The following is a 17,947-nucleotide window of genomic DNA, read 5'->3' on the forward strand; positions in this document are numbered from 1 at the left end:
TGCCGGGCCTACTGTGCTGCGAATGGTTTCTGGCCCGTCGCCATCTACAGCTGGACTGGGGTCCGAGAGCTATGTCGCGGAAAATGAAAGAAGCTTTCAAGGATCCCACCCTGCACGACCCGGCTTGGCGTGCCTTCATCGAGGATGTGTCGGGCGTGACTGGCCTCGCGCCCAGGGATTGGCCCCGCTTCCGCGCGGGCATCAAGCAGTTGGAGCGGCGTCATGCAGGGCGGGTTCCGGTGGCCTCGCTGCGTCGCCACCTTGCTGAATCGGTGTTCTTCTGCGCCGCGCATTGGGGGCAGACCCCACGGATCGTCAAAGGCGCCCTGCGTGCCTATTTGAAACACCCGCTGGACACCCGGATGTACTCGTACATGGCCGCGGAGTACTGGCAGTGGGCGCTCAAGGTCTCCCCCGAGGACCTGCCCGCAGCGGAGGCCATGCTCGCGGAGGTCCGCGAGTACCTGCCGTCCCTGGACGACCACGAGCGCCGCAACACGGAAGGCATGCTGGCCTTCCTGGAGCGCCAGCGCGGCTGAACCCTCAGCGGGCCGTCGCGGCCACCTGGGCCAGGGCCTGCTGGATCTGCGGCAGCGCGTAGGGCTTGGGCAGCACCACCACGCCCAACCACTGCTGCGGGTCTCCCTCCAGCGCCGCGCGACCGTGGCCAGACGCGATGATGATGCGCATCGCGGGCTTGCGCAGCGCCACCTCGCGCGCCAGGTCCACGCCGGACATGCCCGGCAGCGTGACGTCCGTGAAGAGCACGTCGAACCGCTCCGCCGCCAGCGCCACCCGCGCCTCCTCCGCGCTCGCCACCGGCATCACCGCGTGGCCCAGCAGCCCCAGCAGCTCACTGGCGGACGCGCGGATGTCCTCGTCGTCCTCCACCAGCAGCACGTGCATCCGCCTCGCGGCCTCCTGCGCCGCCGGCGTCTCCCCGGTGCGCGGCGCCTCCGGCCACTGGAGCTTCGGCGTCGCCATCCGCTGCTGCCGCTGGTCCAGCAGCGCCCGCACCTTGCGCGCCAGGTCCTCGCGCCGGTACGGCTTGGACAAGAGGTTCACGCCCGGGTCCAGCCGGCCGCCGTGCACGATGGCGTTCTCCGTGTAGCCGGACGTGAAGAGCACCTCGATGTCCGGCTGCAGCGCCTTCGCCTGCCGCGCCAGCTCCGGACTGCGCACCGGCCCCGGCATCACCACGTCCGTGAAGAGCAGGTCCACCGCCACGCCGCTCTTCAGGATGGACAGCGCGCTCTGGCCGTCCACCGCGCGCAGCACGCGGTAGCCCAGCTCCGTCAGCATCTCCACCACCGTCGCGCGGACCTCCGCGTCGTCCTCCACCGCGAGGATGGTCTCCCGCCCGCCCTCCACCGGCCCCGTCACCACCTCCGTCACCGGCGCCTCCGGCTGGAAGGCGCGCGGCAGGTACACCTTCACCGTCGTGCCGTGCCCCAGCTCGCTGTAGAGCTTCACGTGCCCGCCGGACTGCTTCACGAAGCCGTACACCATGCTCAGCCCCAGGCCCGTGCCCCGGCCCTCCGGCTTCGTGGTGAAGAAGGGCTCGAACGCGCGCTCCATCACCTCCGGAGACATGCCCCCGCCCGTGTCCGACACCGCCAGCAGCACGTATGCCCCGGCCAGCACCTCCGGGTGCGACTGCGCGTAGTGGTCATCCAGCGCCGCGTTGCTCAACTCCAGCGTCAGCTTCCCGGCGCCCCCCATCGCGTCGCGCGCGTTGATGGCCAGGTTGAGGATGACGTTCTCCAACTGGTGCGGATCCGCCAGCGTGTTCCACAGCCCGCCGCCGATGACCGTCTCCAGCTCCACGTCCTCGCCCAGCGCGCGGCGGAGCAGGTCGTCCATGCCCCGCACCAGCCGGGCCAGGCTCAGGGAGCGAGGCTCCAGCGGCTGCCGCCGTGAGAACGCCAGCAACTGCCCGGACAGCCGGGCCCCGCGCTCCACCGCGCTCAGCGCCGAGCGCACCCGGCTCAAGCCCCGCTCGTTGCCCGCTACGTCGCGCTGGAGCAGTTGGAGATTCCCGCCCACCACCTGGAGCAGGTTGTTGAAGTCGTGCGCCACGCCGCCCGTGAGCTTGCCCACCGCCTCCATCTTCTGCGCCTGGCGGAGCTGCTCCTCCGTCTGCCGCTGCGCGGTGACGTCACGCCCGGCGGCGTACAGCACGCCGTCCTCCGGCACCGGCACCGCCGTCCAGGAGATGCGCCGGTAGCCGCCGTGCTTGCACCGGTAGGCGCTCTCGAAGTTCAGCGTGGGATTGCCTCCCTCCAGGCGGTGCACCTCGGCGCGCGACCGCGCGTAGTCCTCCGGGCGCTCCAGCCACTCCGACGTGCGGCCCAGCAGCTCCTCCTCCGTCCACCCCAACATCCGCGTCCAGGCCGGGTTGACGCTGAGGAACTTCCCCTCCGACAGGCTGCCCACCACCAGCAGGTCCTGGGACACGTTCCACACGCGGTCCCGCTCCCGCGTGCGCTGCGCCACGCGCTGCTCCAGCGTCTCGTTGGCCTGCTTCAGGTCCGCCAGCGCCTTGAGCCTGGACAGCGTCGCCCACACGCGGTCGGCCACGTTGCGGCACAGCTCGATCTCCTCGTCCGTCCACGGGCGCGGCTGCACGTCGTGCAGGAAGAGCACCGCCACGAACCGGCCGTGCTCCAGGAGCGGGATGTTGAACAGCGCCCGGATGCCCACCTGCTCCAGCGTGTCCGCCTGGGGCGCCGTGCGCGGGTCCTCCCGCACGTCCGGGATGGCCACGACCTCGCCCTTCAGGAGGTCTTCCAGGAACACGCCGTAGTCGTGGAAGCGGTGCACGCCCTCCACCCGCACCACGTCCGGCGAGGCCACCCAGTTCGGGTGCATCAGCACCAGCGCGTGCGCCACGTCCACCGTGCCGTAGCCCGCGCGCGGGACACCCAGCAGCCGCCCCACCACCTCCATGGCCAGCTGCGCGGCGGCATCCGGGGACGAGGCCTCGCGCAGCCGGTCCGCCATCTCCAGCAGCGCCGTCTGCCGCAGCTCCGCCCGCTTGCGCGCGTCGATGTCCACCAGCACGCCGGGAAAGCGCAGCGGCGTGCCCTGCGCGGAAAGCTGGCAGTGGCCGCTGGCCTCCACCCACCGGTTCGCGCCGTCGGCGTGGAGCACGCGGTACTCGGCGCGGTACGGCCCCCCCGTCGCCAGCACGCGGGCGATGGCCGCCTCCACCCCGGGCCGGTCCTCCGGGTGGATGGCGGCCACGAACTGGGAAAGGGGTAGACCTTCGCGCGCCCGCACGGGGTCCAATGAGAAGGAATGCGCGAAGCGCTCGTCCGCGATGACGCGATCGCCGGGCACATCCCACACCCAGGTGCCAATCATTGCCTCGGCGTTGAGCGCCAATTGCACGCGCTCGTTCGCCTCGCGCAAGGCATCATCGGCCTGGTGGCGCTCGGTGATGTCCTGGGTGACGCCCACCAGTTGCACCGGCTTGCCGGCCGCGTCGTACACCAGCGACGCGCGCCGGTGGATCCACCGCACGGCCCCGGTGTCAGGACGGCGGATGCGGTACTCCACCGACGGCGTGACCTGCCCCGCGGCCCGCGTGCGCGCGTTGGACACGTGGCGCCGGTCCTCCTCCAGCGCGAGCGCCTCGATGACCGGCGCGGGCAGGTTCTCCGAGACCGGCACGCCGTACAGCCGGCAGAACTCCGGCGTCACCGTCATCTGGTTGGTGGCGATGTCCAGCGTGAACACGCCAATGCCCCCCGCCTCCTGGGCCAGCCGCAACTGCTCCTGCTTCACGCGCGCGTCGGCCTCGGGAGCCGCGCCAGCGCCGTCATCCAGACCCGCGGCGCGCAGGCGGAATCGCAGACGTTCGACCTCGGCCCTCAGGGCCTGTTCCGTTTCGGAAAGGGGCGCGCTCATGAGCGGGGGGGACCGCGGGTCGGGGGGACGACCTCCAACCGTGGCACTGTCGCCCGGGTCCTCCGGGGTGGGCAACGGAGAATTCCGAAGGAGTCATTCCCTCCGTCCCGACGCCTTGACGCAGGGCAGCCAGGGCGTCAGGAGCTGGGGAATACCGTCCGCGGCGGTATGTCCAGGGCTTGTAGAAACGAGAAGACGTCACGGGTTACCCAGGGCCCATGCGCGCCAGGGGACGTCCCGCGTAGCGGAGAGTCGTGAACACTCACATCACCCGCGGGTCGCAATGCTCACTTCCCGCCTTGACGCTGCCAGGAATTTCTTTAAAGAATGCACGCACGTCCTCTTCTTCTTGGAAGATGGCGTATGTACCGGGCCTCGCGTTCCCCAACCGCGGAACCGGTGCGTGACGTCCCAGTTGAGCCCCGCGCGCCGCGTTCCCCCTCTCGGCGCGCGGTGGCCCCTGGGACTTCCACCCCGCCCCTCATCACTCATCAGGTCCCCTCGAGGATTCGAGTGTCCACGTCCGCCTTCGTCCTGCCCGTCTCGCTGGCCCTGCAGCTGCTCACCTCGGCATCGCCTTCCCCCCAGAACACGGCGACCGCGCCCTCCCAGGAGCCCGCGCCGAAGTCCCCGGCCACCTCGTCCGTGAAGGCCACGCCCCCGGCCGTGACGAAGCTGAGCGCCGCGCAGCAGGCCACGGCGGCGAAGCTGGTGGGGCCCGCGCTCGCGGAAGGCCATGCGTACGCGCGGCTGGCGGAGCTGACGGACGGCATCGGGCCGCGGCTGTCCGGCTCCGAGTCCGCGGAGGCCGCGGTGCAGTGGGCCCTGCGCTCCTTCCAGGCGGACGGAGTGAAGGCGTGGAAGGAGCCGGTGAAGGTGCCTCGCTGGGTGCGGGGCGAGGAGCACGGCGAAATCCTCGCCTCCGAGCGCACGCGCGGCCTGCCCCTGGCGCTCCTGGCCCTGGGCGGCAGCGCCCCCACGCCGCCGGAGGGCATCACGGCGGAGGTGGTGGAGGTGGGCTCCCTGGAGGAACTGGCGGCGCTGGGCGACAAGGTGAAGGGCCGCATCGTGTTCTTCAACCACACCATGTCGGAGGCGGCGGACTACGGCCGCTTCGCGGGGCTGCGAGGCCGGGGCCCGGCGGCGGCGGCGAAGCAGGGCGCGGTGGCCGCGCTGGTGCGCTCGCTGGCCACGGCGTCGCTGCGCTCGCCGCACACGGGGTCCACGCGCTTCGATGAAGGCGGCCCGCGCCTGCCCGCGGCGGCGGTGTCGGTGGAGGACGCGCTCACGCTGCACCGGATGCTCCAGGGAGGGGCGGTGAAGGTGCGGCTGGTGCTGGGGTGCTCGGAGCTGCCAGACGCGGACTCGTCCAACGTGGTGGCGGAGGTGCGGGGCCGCGAGAAGCCGGACGAGGTGGTGCTGCTGGGCGCGCACCTGGACTCGTGGGACGTGGGCACGGGCGCGCACGACGACGGCGCGGGCGTGGTGATGGTGATGGAGGCCGCGCGGCTCATCGCGAAGCTGCCCCAGGCGCCCCGGCGCACGGTGCGCGTGGTGCTGTTCATGAACGAGGAGAACGGGCTGCGCGGCGGACGCGCGTACGCGCAAGCGCACGCGAAGGAGCTGCCCAAGCACGTGGCCGCGATTGAAATGGACGCGGGCGGCGGGCGGCCCCTGGGCGTGAGCCTGCACGCGGGGCCGGGCGGTGAGACGCTGCTGTGGCCGTGGCTGGCGCCCCTGGAAGGCCTGGGCGCGGCCAGGTTCCTGGTGGGGCACGCGACGGGCGCGGACCTGAGCCCCATGGAGCCCGCGCATGTGCCCTTCGTGGGCGTGCGCGTGGACAGCAGCCGCTACTTCGACGTGCACCACTCCATGGCGGACACGCTGGACAAGGTGGACCCCCAGGACCTGGCGCGCAGCACCGCCGCGGTGACGTGGGTGGCGTACGCGCTGGCGGAGTCACCGGGCACGCTCGCGCGTCCCACCGCGCCGGAGTCGGACGACCCGCCGGCGGCGAAGAAGAAGTAGGCCGCGGCTCAAGCCTCCGCGGCGGCCTTGCGTGGACCGCCCTTGCGCATCGGCAGCTCCGGCAGCAGCAGCGTGACGAGCAGGGCCGCCAGCGCGACGAAGATGGCGAAGCGGTACACCGCCATCGTCGCGCGGGTGAAGGACTCCTTCATCGCGCGCTCCACGCGGTCCACGGTGGACAGCGCGCGGGCCTCGTCCGCGTCCACGCGGGCGCGGGCCTCGGGCCCTTCCTGCAAGGCCTGCCGCCGCTCCTCGGCGAAGCCCTCGCGCATCTTCGCCTTCACCTGCTCCGGCTGGAAGCGCTGCCCCTGCGGCGCGCCTTCCTCTCCGCCCAGGCCCGCCGGCGCGGATGCGTGCAACTCCTGACGCACCTCCGGAGGCAGTCCGCGCGTGGCCTGTTGCGTGCGCACGTGCATCTCCCGGCCCAGCGTGCCCGCGAACACGGTGCCCAGAAGGGCCACGCCCACCGTCATGCCCAGTTGCCGGAAGAACGTCGCCGCGGACGTGGCCACGCCGATGCGTTGGGGCGGCACGGCGTTCTGCACGGCCACGGTGTAGAGCGGGATGGACGGGCCCAGGCCCAGGCCCACCAGCACCATCTTCACCGTCACCTCGGCTTGGCTGGAGTCGGGCGTCAGCGTGAAGCCCATCACCGCGAAGCCGCCCATGAGGAACAAGAGCGCCCCCACCATCAGCGCCTTGTAGCGGCCCAGCCGCGACGCCAGCTGCCCGGACAGCACGTTGCCCGCCACCACGCCCAGCGTCAGCGGCGTCAGCGTCAGCCCGGAGTGCGTCGCGGACAGCCCCACCACGTTCACCATGAACAGCGGCAGGAAGGTGACGGACGCCAGGAACACCGCGCCAATGATGAACACCGCCGCATTGCCCGCGGAGAACGCGCGCAGGCGGAACAGCGAAAACTCCAGCAGCGGCTCCTTCGCATGGCGCTCCCGCCACACGAAGAGCCCCACCCCCACCGCCGACAGCGCGAACAATCCCAGGATGGGCGCGGAGCCCCACGGGAACCCGCCGGCCCGGGGCGCCGCCGCGCCATGGCCCAGGCTGAGCGCGAGCAGGAGCGGCACCACGCCCACCGCCAGCGCCAGCGCGCCCCACACGTCCAGCTTCCCGCCGTGCACGCCCTCTGGCTTGAGCGGCGGCATGCGCAGGAAGATGAGCGCCAGCGCCAACGCGCCCACCGGCAGGTTGATGAAGAACACCCAGTGCCAGCCCAGCGAGTCGGTGATGAAGCCGCCGGCCAGTGGGCCAATCACGCTGGACAGGCCGAACACCGCGCCGAACAGGCCCTGGTACTTGCCCCGGTCTCGCGGCGGGAACAGGTCCGCCACCACGGCCAGCGAGCCGGTGAAGAGCGCCGCGCTGCCCAGCCCCTGCACCGCGCGGCAGAGGATGAGCACGAGCGTGGAGCGGGCCGCGCCGCACAGGAAGCTGCCGGTGAGGAACACGGCGATGCCCGCCACCAGCACCGCGCGGCGGCCCAGCAGGTCGGACAGCTTGCCCCACACGGGCACCATCATCGTGGAGGCCACCAGGTACGCCGTGGTGAGCCACGGGTAGTGCTCCGGCGCGATGTGGAGGTCCGCCTGGATGGTGGGCCCCGCCGTGGCCACGATGGTCTGGTCCAACGCCGCCAGCAGCAGCCCCAGCAGCGCCCCCGCCAGCGTGAAGGCCTTCTGGGAACGGCTGAACCGCTCGGACGCCGGTGCGGCGTGGGAGTCCAGGGCGGTGTCGGCGGCGGTGTCGGCCATGGCTCGGGCACGCGCCCGGGGCGCATGCACTCGCGCGAATCTGGGGACGGCGGTGGAGGCCTGCCACGTCCGCCTGCCCGCCCGCTCTCCGTCCCGGAGGCGATGCGCCGTCGGGCAGCCACCGGAAGTACGCTCCATCCGGCAAGGGGCTTTCGGGGAACGGGGCGCGCGGACCTATCCTGCGCACCCCTTCATGCCGGACGCGGACGCGCCGGGGATGCGTCCCGCCGAGGAGCGAACATGCGGATCCGTGGTGCGCTGACCTGCGCCGTGATGCTGTCCCTGACGGCGGGCTGCAAGGACGACCCGAAGCCCCAGCCCGACGCGGGAGTCCCGGACGCGGGCTCCTCCGACGACGCCGGCACCGCCGGGCCCATCATCTCCGAGACGCCGCGCTGGGAGGTCCAGGGGGATGGCCTCGACCCGAAGGAGTGCTTCGGCCGGGGCGTGGCGCTGGGCGACCTCAACGGGGACGGGCGCAAGGACCTGCTGGTCATCTCTCCGCCGTGCACCAGCGGCCCCACCAACCCCGGCCGCGTGATGGTGTACCCGGGCGAGGCGCCCTGGTTCTCCAAGACGCCCGTCACCTCCACGCTGTCGTGGGTGCACCCCAGCCCGCGCACGTCGGGCTACCAGATGCTGGTGGCCACGGGTGACGTCGACGGGGACGCGTACGCGGACGTGCTGGTGAAGAGCTACTACGGCGTCAGCGTCTTCAAGGGCGGGCCGGACCTGTCCCAGGTGTTCGCCCAGCCGCTGTTCCGCGTGCCGGACTCCTCGACCACGCGCTTCGGCAACGCGCGGCTGCTGGACCTGGATGGCGACGGGCTGGATGACCTCATCGTCTCCACCTTCACCGGGAGCACCACCCTCTACCGCGCGACGCCTGGCGGGAAGGAGGGGCCCTTCACCAACGTGCGCGTGCTGTCCGGCTACGTGCAGCCCGCGGGGGACACGGACGGGGACGGCGCCCAGGACCTGCTCATCACCCTGTTCGAAGAGGAGAACAGCCAGGGGCTCTTCCTGGGCTGCAAGGCGGACAGCACGCGCGTCTGTGATGGACCGCTCACCACGCAGCCCGTGTGGAAGGGCACCGCGGAGAGCATGCGGGGGGTTCCGGACCTGAACGGGGACGGCCGTCCGGAGGTGCTCGCGGCGCTCCGGGGCAGCGTGCGCCTGCACCTGTCCGACGCCTCCGTCCAGGGCTACTCCGCCGCGCCCGTGTGGACGTTGATGGACGACCCGGCCTTCCCCAGCGTGGCCGCCCAGAGCGCCACGGTGGGCACCATGTCGGTGGCGAGCAAGGGCCGCGACTTCGTGCTCGCCTCACTGGGGCGCGTATACCTCTTCCGCCCCCAGGAGAACGTGTCCGGTCCGCTGACGCCGATGTGGGCGTGGCCGCGCGCCAACCGCCTCCTGCCCCAGACGATGCTGGGCTTCGTCGTCCCCAGCGTGGCCAGCCCTGGAGACCTGGACGCGGACGGCTTCGACGACCTGGTGGTGGGCCTGTCGCAGGAGAACGACGGCACGCGCGCCCCGGGCCGGGTGGTGGTGTTCGGTGGCGGAGTGGATGGGCACTCGGAGGAGCCCGCGCCCCTGGTGCTACCCGCGAAGATGTGCAACCTCCGGTTGGATCCGGTGAACGGCAAGCCGGACCTCGTGGTGGATCGGGACATCATCGCGCGCACGCTCTACATCGAGCGGCGCTCCTTCGCGGCGGACTCCTGCGAGGTGCGTGAAGGCTGCGTGCCCGCGGGCGGCGAGCGGCGCCTCTTGCGCTTCACCACCTCCATCGTGAACCTGGGCACCGCGCCCGCGGTGGTGCCCTCGCCGCAGGAGCGCCCGGACCTCTTCGTCTACGACGAGTGCCACCAGCACGACCACCTGGTGAACTTCGCTGGCTACGACCTGAAGGACGCCTCCGGCAACTCCCTGGCCGTGGGGCGCAAGCAGGGCTTCTACATGGTGGACTTCACCCAGTACTGCGCGGATGGCACCCCGTTCGCCTGGTACGACCCGGGCACGGGCATCTCCCCTGGGTGGTCGGACGTCTACACCGCGGACACCGCCTGCCAGTGGCTGGACGTCACGGACACCCCGGATGGCGACTACACCGTGCGGGTGGGCGTGGATGAGAACCACATCATCGATGAGCTCGATGCGCTCCCCAACGAGGCCACCGTCAAGGTGCGCTTGAAGGGGGACACGGTGACCGTGCTGCCCTGAGGCAAAGGGGCCGCGCCGCGCGCATCGTTTCGCCGCGAGGGGACTCCTGGGAATGGGGCCGGTGGAAGGCCGGCCGGTCCATTCCCGGGGAGAACGACACGATGCGGATGCGATACGCGCGGGCCTGCGCGGTGGTGGGGCTCCTGGCCCTGACGGGCTGCAAGGATGATCCGAAGCCCCAGCCGGATGCGGGCACAGCGGATGACGGTGGCACCTCCACCGGTTCCACCCTCTCCGAAACGCCGCGCTGGCAGGTGACCGGCGATGGCGCGAACCCCCGCGAGTGCTTCGGTCGCACGGTGGCGCTGGGCGACGTCAACGGCGACGGGCGCAAGGACCTGCTGGTGTCATCCGCGCCCTGCGCGAGCTTCCAGCGGGACCCGGGCCGCGTGATGGTGTACGCGGGCGAGGCGCGCGACTTCTCGACGACACCGGTCGCCACCACGATGACGTGGGTGCACCCCAGCCCCCTCTCCTCCAGCTACAAGATGACGGTGAGCACGGGCGACATCGACGGGGACGCGTACGCGGACGTGCTCGTCGCCACCTCCTTCGGCGTCAGCGTGTTCAAGGGCGGGCCGGACCTGTCCCAGGTGCTGACGCAGCCGGTGTTCCGCGCGCCGGACTCCGCCACCCTGCGCTTCAGCGGCGCGCAGCTGCTGGACCTGGACGGGGACGGGAGGGATGAGCTCACCGTCTCCACCACGCCCACCAGGAACCTCACCGTGTACCGGGCGACGCCGGGCGCACCGGAGGGGGCCTTCACCGCCGTGCGCACGCTGACCGGCGTCCCCGTCCCCGCGGGCGACGCCGACGGGGACGGGGTCCAGGACCTGGCCGTGACCCACCCCGACGCCACGGTGGACCTCTACCTGGGGTGCAAGGCGGGCGGCGCTCGCGCCTGTGAAGGGCCGCTCACGGCGCAGCCCGTGTGGACCGGCCAGGCCGAGGCCTTCGCCGCGCTGCCCGACCTGAACGCAGACGGCCGCTCGGAGGCGCTCCTGCTCCTGAACGGCAGCCAGCGCCTGCACCTGTCCGACGCCGCCGGCCCGGGCTACGCGCCAGAAATCACCTGGCAGGTCATGGACGACGCGGCCTTCCCCCTCTTCGGACAGTCCTTCCTCACCTTCAGCGAGACCGTCGTCCCCGTGGGCTCCATGGTGGGGGGCGGCACGGGCCATGACTTCGCCATTGGCGCCATTGGCCGCGCGTATCTCTTCCGCCCCACCGCGAACGTGTCCGGCCCGCTGGAGCCGGTCTGGGCGTGGCCGCGCGCCAACCGGCTCGACCCCCGCACGTCCATGGGCACCGACTACCTGGGCATGGCCTCCGCGGGCGACCTGGACGGGGACGGGTATGACGACCTGGTGGTGGGCGTGGCCCGGGGACTCAGCGGCACGCCCTCGGGAGGCGACGGCACGCCCGCCCCGGGCCGGGTGATGGTGTTCGGTGGCGGCGCGGTGCCGGACCCGGCGGAGCCCGCGCCCGCGCTGGCGCCCACGAAGACGTGCGACCTCCAGGTGGATCCGGTGAACGGCAAGCCGGACCTCACGGTGGACCGGGACGTCCTCGCGCGCACGCTCTACATCGAACGGCGCGCCTTCACCGCGGACGCGTGCGAGGTGCGCGAGGGCTGCGTGCCCGCGGGCGGCGAGCGGCGCCTCCTGCGCTTCACCACCTCCATCATGAACATGGGCACGGGCCCGCTGGTGGTGCCATCACCGGAGGAGCGGCCGGACCTCTTCGTCTACGACGAGTGCCACGACCACCACCACCTGACGAACTTCGCCGGCTACGACCTGAAGGACGCGTCCGGCAACTCCCTGTCCGTGGGGCGTAAGCAGGGCTTCTACATGATTGACTTCACCCAGCACTGCGCGGACGGCACCCCGTTCTCCGTGTACGACCCGGGCACGGGCATCTCGCCTGGCTGGTCGGACGTCTACACCGCGGACCTGCCCTGCCAGTGGCTGGACGTCACGGACACCCCGGACGGCGAGTACACCGTGCGCGTGGGCGTGGACGAGAACCACATCGTGGACGAGGCCGACACGCTGCCCAACGAGGTCACCGTCAAGGTGCGCCTGACCGGTGACACGGTGACCGTGCTGCCCTGAAACGGGAAAATCCCGCTGTGAAACGCCGTCCGGTGAAGGCCGCGTGCAATGGGCGGCCCTCCTGGGCGTAGAGTGCCTGACGCGGCCCGTCCGCCGGGGACCCTCCCGGTGTGCGCCAGGCCGCGCGGCTTCCAGCGTGAAGGGGTGGTTTCGTGAACTTCCGGGTCGACGTGTGGGAGGGCGCGCGCATCGCGCTGACCTCGCTGCGCTCCAACCGGCTGCGGACGGTGCTCACCACGGTGGGCATCGGCGTGGGCGTGTGCACCCTGCTGGCCATCGTCGGCATCATCCAGGGGCTGAACAGCTCCTTCGCGGACCAGCTCAGCAAGATCGGCTCCAATACGTTGCAGGTGTCCAAGTTCCCCTGGGTGATGAACGGGGACTGGTGGGCGTACCGCAACCGCAAGAAGCTCTCGCTGGACCTGGTGGAGCCCATTCGCGGCGCCTCCGAGCACGTCATCGCCGTGGCCCCCATGATGTTCGTCAACGCGGAGGTGTCCTTCCAGAGCCGGAAGCTCGCCTCCGTGCAGACCATGGGCACCAGCCCCGACTACGCGATGACGTCCTCCGTGGAGATGGCGCAGGGGCGCTTCCTCACGCAGGCGGACGTGGACAACCGCTCCGCCGTCGTGGTGATTGGCGCGGAGATCGGCAAGGTGCTCTTCCCGGGCATCAACCCCGTGGGCCACCGCATCCTCGTGGACCGCCGCCCCTACCGCATCGCGGGCGTCATCGTGGAGCGCGGCACGCTGCTGGGGCAGAACGTGGACCTGGTGGTGATGCTGCCGTACACCGCGTTCCAGGGGCACTTCGGCACCCAGCGTGACGTGACCCTGGTGCTCGCGGTGGACCAGCAGGAGAACGTCCCCCGCGTGCAGGACCGCCTCACGGAGACGCTGCGCCGCGAGCGCAACACCAAGCCCGGCGCGCCGGACGACTTCGCCATCAACCGGCCGGACCAGTTGGCCAACATGTACGCGCAGCTCACCGGCGCGCTCTACGGCGCGGCCACCGGCGTCGGGCTCATCACCCTGCTCGTGGGCGGCATCGGCATCATGAACATCATGCTGGTGTCCGTGCGCGAGCGGACCCGCGAGATTGGCGTGCGGCGGGCGCTGGGCGCTCGCAAGCACACCATCATCCTCCAGTTCCTCATGGAGGCGGCCAGCGTGTCCGCGGTGGGCGGCGCCATGGGCACCGCGGTGGGCATGGGGCTCGCGTGGCTGGTGAACTACCTCACGCCCCTGGCGGCGGCGGTGCAGCCCATGACGGTGGTGCTGGGCGTGGGCTTCTCCGCGGTGGTGGGCCTGCTGTTCGGCATCTGGCCGGCGGCGCGCGCCGCGAACCTGGACCCCGTGGAAGCGCTCCGCCACGACTAGGCGCGAGCGGGAGACCTGACCATGTGGATGGCTTTCTGGGACACGGTGCGGCTGGCGTTCGGCACGTTCCGCTCCAACCCCCTGCGCTCCTTCCTCACGCTGCTGGGCATCGTCATCGGTGTCACCACCGTGGTGTCCATGATGGCCCTCATCGAGGGCCTCAGGAACCAGGTGAACGACCAGATGTCGGAGCTGGGCAGCGACTGCTTCCAGGTGCAGCGGCTGCCCTTTGGCCAGGGTGAGCTGTCCATCGCGGAGCTCGCGCGCCGGCCGCGCTTCACCTACGCGGACCTGGACGCCATCCGCACGCAGCCCTCCATCTCGCAGGCCGCCGGCGAGGACTCCAAGGGCGGCCAGAAGGCCTCCACCGCCGACCGCGAGTCGCGCCCCAACGTGAACGTCTGGGCCGGCACGGCGGAGTACTTCAACACCAACTCGGTGAGCCTCGCCACGGGGCGGCCCTTCACGGACGCGGAGTTCGTGGACGGCCGGCGCGTGGCGGTGATTGGCCAGGACCTGGCGGACACGCTGTGGCCCGGACTGGACCCCCTGAACCGCGAGTTCCGCCTCCTGGGCCGCACCTTCCAGGTGGTGGGCACGCTCAAGCGCCGGGGCGGGTTCCTGGGCGGCGGCAGCCAGGACAACCAGGCCATGATTCCGCTGTCCACCTTCGCGTCCATGTTCGGCGTGCGCGACTTCCGCATCAGCATCCAGGCGAAGTCCCCGGAGGTGCTCCAGCGGGCCCAGGACGAGGTGACGCTGCTCATGCGCCGCCGCCACGCGCTCAAGCCGGACGAACCGGACGACTTCTTCCTCTACAACAATGCGTCCGCCACGCAGATGTTCAACAGCCTCTCCGCGGCGGTGTCCGCGGCCAGCTTCGGCGTGTGCATCCTGTCGCTGCTGGTGGGCGGCATCGGCATCCTGAACATCATGCTGGTCGCCGTGACCGAGCGGACGCGGGAGATTGGCATCCGCAAGGCGCTGGGGGCCAAGCGCTACCGCATCCTCGCGCAGTTCGCGCTGGAGGCCGTGGTGCTGTCGCTGGTGGGCGGCGCGGTGGGCGTGGCGCTGGGCGTGGGCCTGGCGCACCTGGCGCGGTGGATGATCAACCTGCCCACGGAGGTCCCCATGTGGTCCGTCATCGTGTCGCTGGTGATGAGCTGCGGGGTGGGCCTGGCGTTCGGCATCTACCCGGCGGCGCGCGCGGCGAAGCTGGACCCCGTGGAGGCGATGCGCACGGAGTAGCAAGTGCTCATTCGCGCATGAAGAAGGCCCCGACCCGGCATGAAGCGGGTGGGGCCTTTTTTCATCACGGTCGTGGCCGGCCCGGAACTACGGGCAGGGGTACGTACAGGTGATCTGCCCGGTGATGGGGTTCTTGAAACACGTGGGCGTGCAGTCCTGCGCGTCGGCGGAGGACGGCGTGGCGGCGATGCCCAGGCCCATCACGGTGGCGGCGGCGGCGAGGACGAAGGCGATGCGACGGACGTTCTTGCGAGCCTGCATGGTGTCGTCTCCCTGCGATGTGTTGGCGCTGCACGGAGCACTCTAGGGAGCGGGGCTGACAACGCCACTGTCGAGATTGCAGGCACGCGCGCACGCGCGGAGGGCGGGGCGCCAAGGCGCCGCATGCGGGAAGAAATTTGAAACACCGATGCGGCGAAACGATGCGTCAATGCCTGGGAGTGGGGGTACGGCTCCACTGGTAGCCCACCGTCGCGCCGCTGCCGATGAGCGAGTACGCGAGGTATTCGCGCAGGAAGCTCAACCGTTCGCTGGAGCCGGCCAGGTGGCGCAGGCCTTCATGCGCGGCGAGGCCCAGCAGCATTCCCACGGTCGCGCCGCCGAGCGCGCCCAGGTACGCGTGGCCGCGATCCTGGCTGTCGCCGAAGGCAATCTCGCCCATGCCCCACGTGCCGAGCGCGGCGACGGGCGGCGTGACGACCATGGCGGCGCCGAACGCGCCCACTTCCAATTCCATCCACCGTCCTTGTGGATAGGAGGGATGCACGAAGAGGAAGCGTCCCGGAAGCGACGCGAGCACGGTGCCCGCGGCGGCCTCCGCGGCGGTGGCGCCCAGGCGCGTGTCACCGCCCACGCGAGTCGCGGCCCAGACGGTGCCCAGGGGCAGCAGCGTGACGCCGCCATGCGCGGCCCAGGTACCGGCGGACAGAGGGGCCTCCGTGTAGGGCTCGCCGTGCGGAATGAAGGGCCGCAGCGGGCGAGGCGGCACGGCGGGAGGCGGAGGATCCGCGTCCAGGAGCGGCGCATCCAGCACGGTGGGCTTCAGCGGCGGTGGTGGAGGTTCAGGCTCGGGTGACGCGGGCGTCTGTTCCTCTTGAGGCGCGGGTGAAACATCCCCCGAGGCAGGCACCTCCTGCATCCACACCGAGGCGGACGCGGCCGGTGCCCCCAGCAGGACCCCTGACAGGAGCGCCCCGCGCGTTGCCGCCATCCCCCGTCGCCCCATGCCGTGTCCGTCCTCCCGTGCACCCGGTGTCCGCACCCAGCAGTGCGCACGCGGCGCGTCCAGCACCACCGGCCTCTCGTGCCGTGGGGCTCAAGCGTCGGCGGGTGGACGGTGTCGCTGTCCATCCACGCGCTTCCTCGACTCCGGGACACACGGCGGATGCGGAAGGGCAGGGGCTGCCCTAGCTTCCGGACCGTGCGGCTGGTCTGGCCCATCCTGCTCGCCCTGCTCGCCGCGGGGTGTCCCTACCCGAACCACCGACAGGACCTGCGCCTGCGCGCGCTGCCGGAGGACCCGGCGGAGCGGGACCTCGCCATCGAGCAGACGATGGGCATCCCGATGGAGCCCGGAAACGGCGTGGAGTTGGTGCAGAACGGCCAGGTCTTCGACGTCATCGAGGAGGAGATCCGCGCCGCCCGCTCCAGCATCCACATCGCCAGCTACATCTGGCGTCCGGGCATCCCGTCGGACCGGTTGCTCATCGCGCTGCGCGAGCGGGCTCCTGGCGTGCAGTGCCGGGTCATCGTGGATCCGCTGGGCAGCGTGAACTTCGAGGTCGTGGCCCCGGTGCTCGCGGACGCCGGCTGCGACGTGCGCATCTACCGGCCCTACCAGGGCGCGGTGACGTCGCTGGACGCGGTGCGGATCCGCGCGCGCATGCACCGCAAGATGGTCATCCGCGACGGCGAGGTCGCGCTGACCGGCGGCTTCGGCATCTGGCGAAGCTGGCTGGGCAGCGGCGACGCGGCGGAGACCTGGCGCGACACCAACGTGCGCGTGCGAGGCCCTGTCGTGCGAGGCATGCAGCTCGCCTTCGCGCAGAACTGGCAGGAGTCCGGCGGCCCCTTCCTGCCCCCGGAGTCCTTCCCGGAGCTCGCGCCCGCGGGCAACGCGCGGGCCCTCTTCGTCGCCAGCACGGGGCACCGCTTCCTGTCGGAAGCCACGAAGATGTGGCTGCTGTCCATCGCGTCCGCGAAGCACCGGCTGTGGATCGCCAACTCGTACTTCATCCCGTCGGAGGCCATCAGCGACATGCTCATCCTCAAGGCGCGTGAGGGCGTGGACGTGCGGGTGCTGGTGCCGGGCCGCTACCACGACGTGAGGCCCGTGCTCAACGCGCAGCGGGCGTCCTACGCCCGGCTCCTGGAGGCCGGCGTGCGCATCTACGAGTACGAGATCTCGATGATGCACTCCAAGACGCTGGTCGCGGACGACGTGCTGAGCGTCGTGGGCTCCACCAACCTGGATCCGCTGGCGCTCAGCCACACCGACGAAGGCTCGGTGATGGTGGAGGACCCGGTGCTGGCGGAGGAGCTGGCGAAGTCCTTCGAGGCGGACCTCACGCACTCGGCGGAGGTCCACTGGCACGGCTGGAAGCAGCGAGGCCTGCTTCAGAAGCTGGGCGAGCAGTTGCCGTGGTTCATCGGCGACTTCCTATGAGCCGGCGCGTGCGGCGCGAACGGGCCCTCAGCCGGGCGCCCGCGGACATCCGGGGCAGGGGACCCGCTTCCAAAAGCCACGGCGGCGCCACGTCGCGCAGCGCGGCCAGGTACGCGGGGGAGCGCATGGGCGGGCACACCAGCACCGCCTTCACGAACTCGTCCGGTGGCGCGTAGCCGTGCGCATCCACGGAGTGCACCATCATCGACGGGGCGATGTAGAGCCGGTCATACGCGGGGATGAACAGGTTGCTGGTGCCCAGCTTCACGCGAGGGCCCTCTTCCAGCTCGAAGGTGCGGGGCCCCTCCGTGAACCGGCACAGGCCGCAGGCGTGCCACCCGAGCGAACGCCGGGGCTGCCACGGGTCCTCCAGCAGCTCCACCAGCCGCATCACGAAGCGCCGTGACGCGTGGCCGCGCGGATACGGGTGCAGGTGGTCGATCCACCCGACCGCGAGCACGGGCTTGCCGCCCTCGCCGGGGTCGGAACACGGGGTGAGGTCTTCGAACCAGGCCATGAGGCCGGAAAGCGTCTCACCGGGCTCGGCGTGGGAGCAAGCCAGCGCCCGGCTTCTGTCCGGCTGCCTGACAGGCTGACAGGGGC

The 17,947-nt window shown here is 71.3% G+C and carries 12 protein-coding genes; 7 read left to right on the top strand and 5 right to left on the bottom strand.

Translation table 11 applies throughout. From position 1 onward, the window contains the following. Positions 1–155: 155 nt before the first annotated feature. Complete coding sequence (locus ACX114_RS00365; protein ID WP_459293566.1) at positions 156–539, top strand: hypothetical protein; 384 nt, start codon at positions 156–158, stop codon at positions 537–539. A 4-nt stretch (positions 540–543) separates the two neighbouring features. On the opposite strand, the gene ACX114_RS00370 is transcribed toward ACX114_RS00365, so the two are convergent. Continuing rightward, positions 544–3,912, bottom strand: a complete 3,369-nt coding sequence (locus ACX114_RS00370; RefSeq protein ID WP_459293568.1) for a hybrid sensor histidine kinase/response regulator — start codon at positions 3,910–3,912, stop codon at positions 544–546. A 513-nt stretch (positions 3,913–4,425) separates the two neighbouring features. On the opposite strand from ACX114_RS00370, the gene ACX114_RS00375 reads away from it, so the two are divergent. Then, positions 4,426–5,940: a M20/M25/M40 family metallo-hydrolase gene (locus ACX114_RS00375; RefSeq protein ID WP_459293570.1), complete on the top strand. Its 1,515-nt coding sequence runs from the start codon at positions 4,426–4,428 to the stop codon at positions 5,938–5,940. Between the two features lie 8 nt (positions 5,941–5,948). Here ACX114_RS00375 and ACX114_RS00380 read toward each other — a convergent pair whose 3' ends face one another. Next, on the bottom strand, positions 5,949–7,847 hold the full coding sequence (locus ACX114_RS00380) for a DHA2 family efflux MFS transporter permease subunit (protein ID WP_459293572.1): 1,899 nt from the start codon (positions 7,845–7,847) through the stop codon (positions 5,949–5,951). Between the two features lie 102 nt (positions 7,848–7,949). Here ACX114_RS00380 and ACX114_RS00385 point away from each other — a divergent pair, with 102 nt between their 5' ends. The 4 genes from ACX114_RS00385 to ACX114_RS00400 all read left to right on the top strand — a co-directional run bounded on the left by ACX114_RS00385 (position 7,950) and on the right by ACX114_RS00400 (position 14,679). After that, entirely contained in the window at positions 7,950–9,935 is a 1,986-nt protein-coding gene (locus ACX114_RS00385) for a lysyl oxidase family protein (protein WP_459293574.1), read from the top strand. A gap of 101 nt (positions 9,936–10,036) precedes the next feature. Continuing rightward, positions 10,037–12,052 (top strand): lysyl oxidase family protein, encoded by a 2,016-nt coding sequence (locus tag ACX114_RS00390; RefSeq protein ID WP_459293576.1) that lies wholly within the window; start codon positions 10,037–10,039, stop codon positions 12,050–12,052. A gap of 152 nt (positions 12,053–12,204) precedes the next feature. Beyond that, positions 12,205–13,431 (top strand): ABC transporter permease, encoded by a 1,227-nt coding sequence (locus ACX114_RS00395; RefSeq protein ID WP_459293578.1) that lies wholly within the window; start codon positions 12,205–12,207, stop codon positions 13,429–13,431. 21 nt (positions 13,432–13,452) lie between these two features. Beyond that, a complete protein-coding gene (locus ACX114_RS00400; RefSeq protein ID WP_459293580.1) occupies positions 13,453–14,679 on the top strand; it encodes an ABC transporter permease in 1,227 nt (408 codons plus the stop codon). Positions 14,680–14,766: 87 nt separating this feature from the next. Here the strand turns inward: ACX114_RS00400 and ACX114_RS00405 are convergent, their stop codons facing one another. Next, complete coding sequence (locus tag ACX114_RS00405; protein ID WP_014392946.1) at positions 14,767–14,940, bottom strand: hypothetical protein; 174 nt, start codon at positions 14,938–14,940, stop codon at positions 14,767–14,769. A 166-nt stretch (positions 14,941–15,106) separates the two neighbouring features. Then, on the bottom strand, positions 15,107–15,889 hold the full coding sequence (locus ACX114_RS00410; protein WP_459293582.1) for a hypothetical protein: 783 nt from the start codon (positions 15,887–15,889) through the stop codon (positions 15,107–15,109). 210 nt (positions 15,890–16,099) lie between these two features. Here ACX114_RS00410 and ACX114_RS00415 point away from each other — a divergent pair, with 210 nt between their 5' ends. Further along, the gene (locus ACX114_RS00415) at positions 16,100–17,344 is read left to right on the top strand and encodes a phospholipase D-like domain-containing protein (protein ID WP_459293584.1); all 1,245 of its coding nucleotides are present in this window, start codon (positions 16,100–16,102) and stop codon (positions 17,342–17,344) included. On the opposite strand, the gene ACX114_RS00420 is transcribed toward ACX114_RS00415, so the two are convergent. Continuing rightward, entirely contained in the window at positions 17,325–17,861 is a 537-nt protein-coding gene (locus tag ACX114_RS00420; RefSeq protein ID WP_459293586.1) for a DUF7919 family protein, read from the bottom strand. The two genes, ACX114_RS00415 and ACX114_RS00420, sit on opposite strands and share 20 nt — an antisense overlap. Positions 17,862–17,947 lie beyond the last annotated feature (86 nt).

Source organism: Corallococcus sp. M7 (assembly GCF_054512695.1).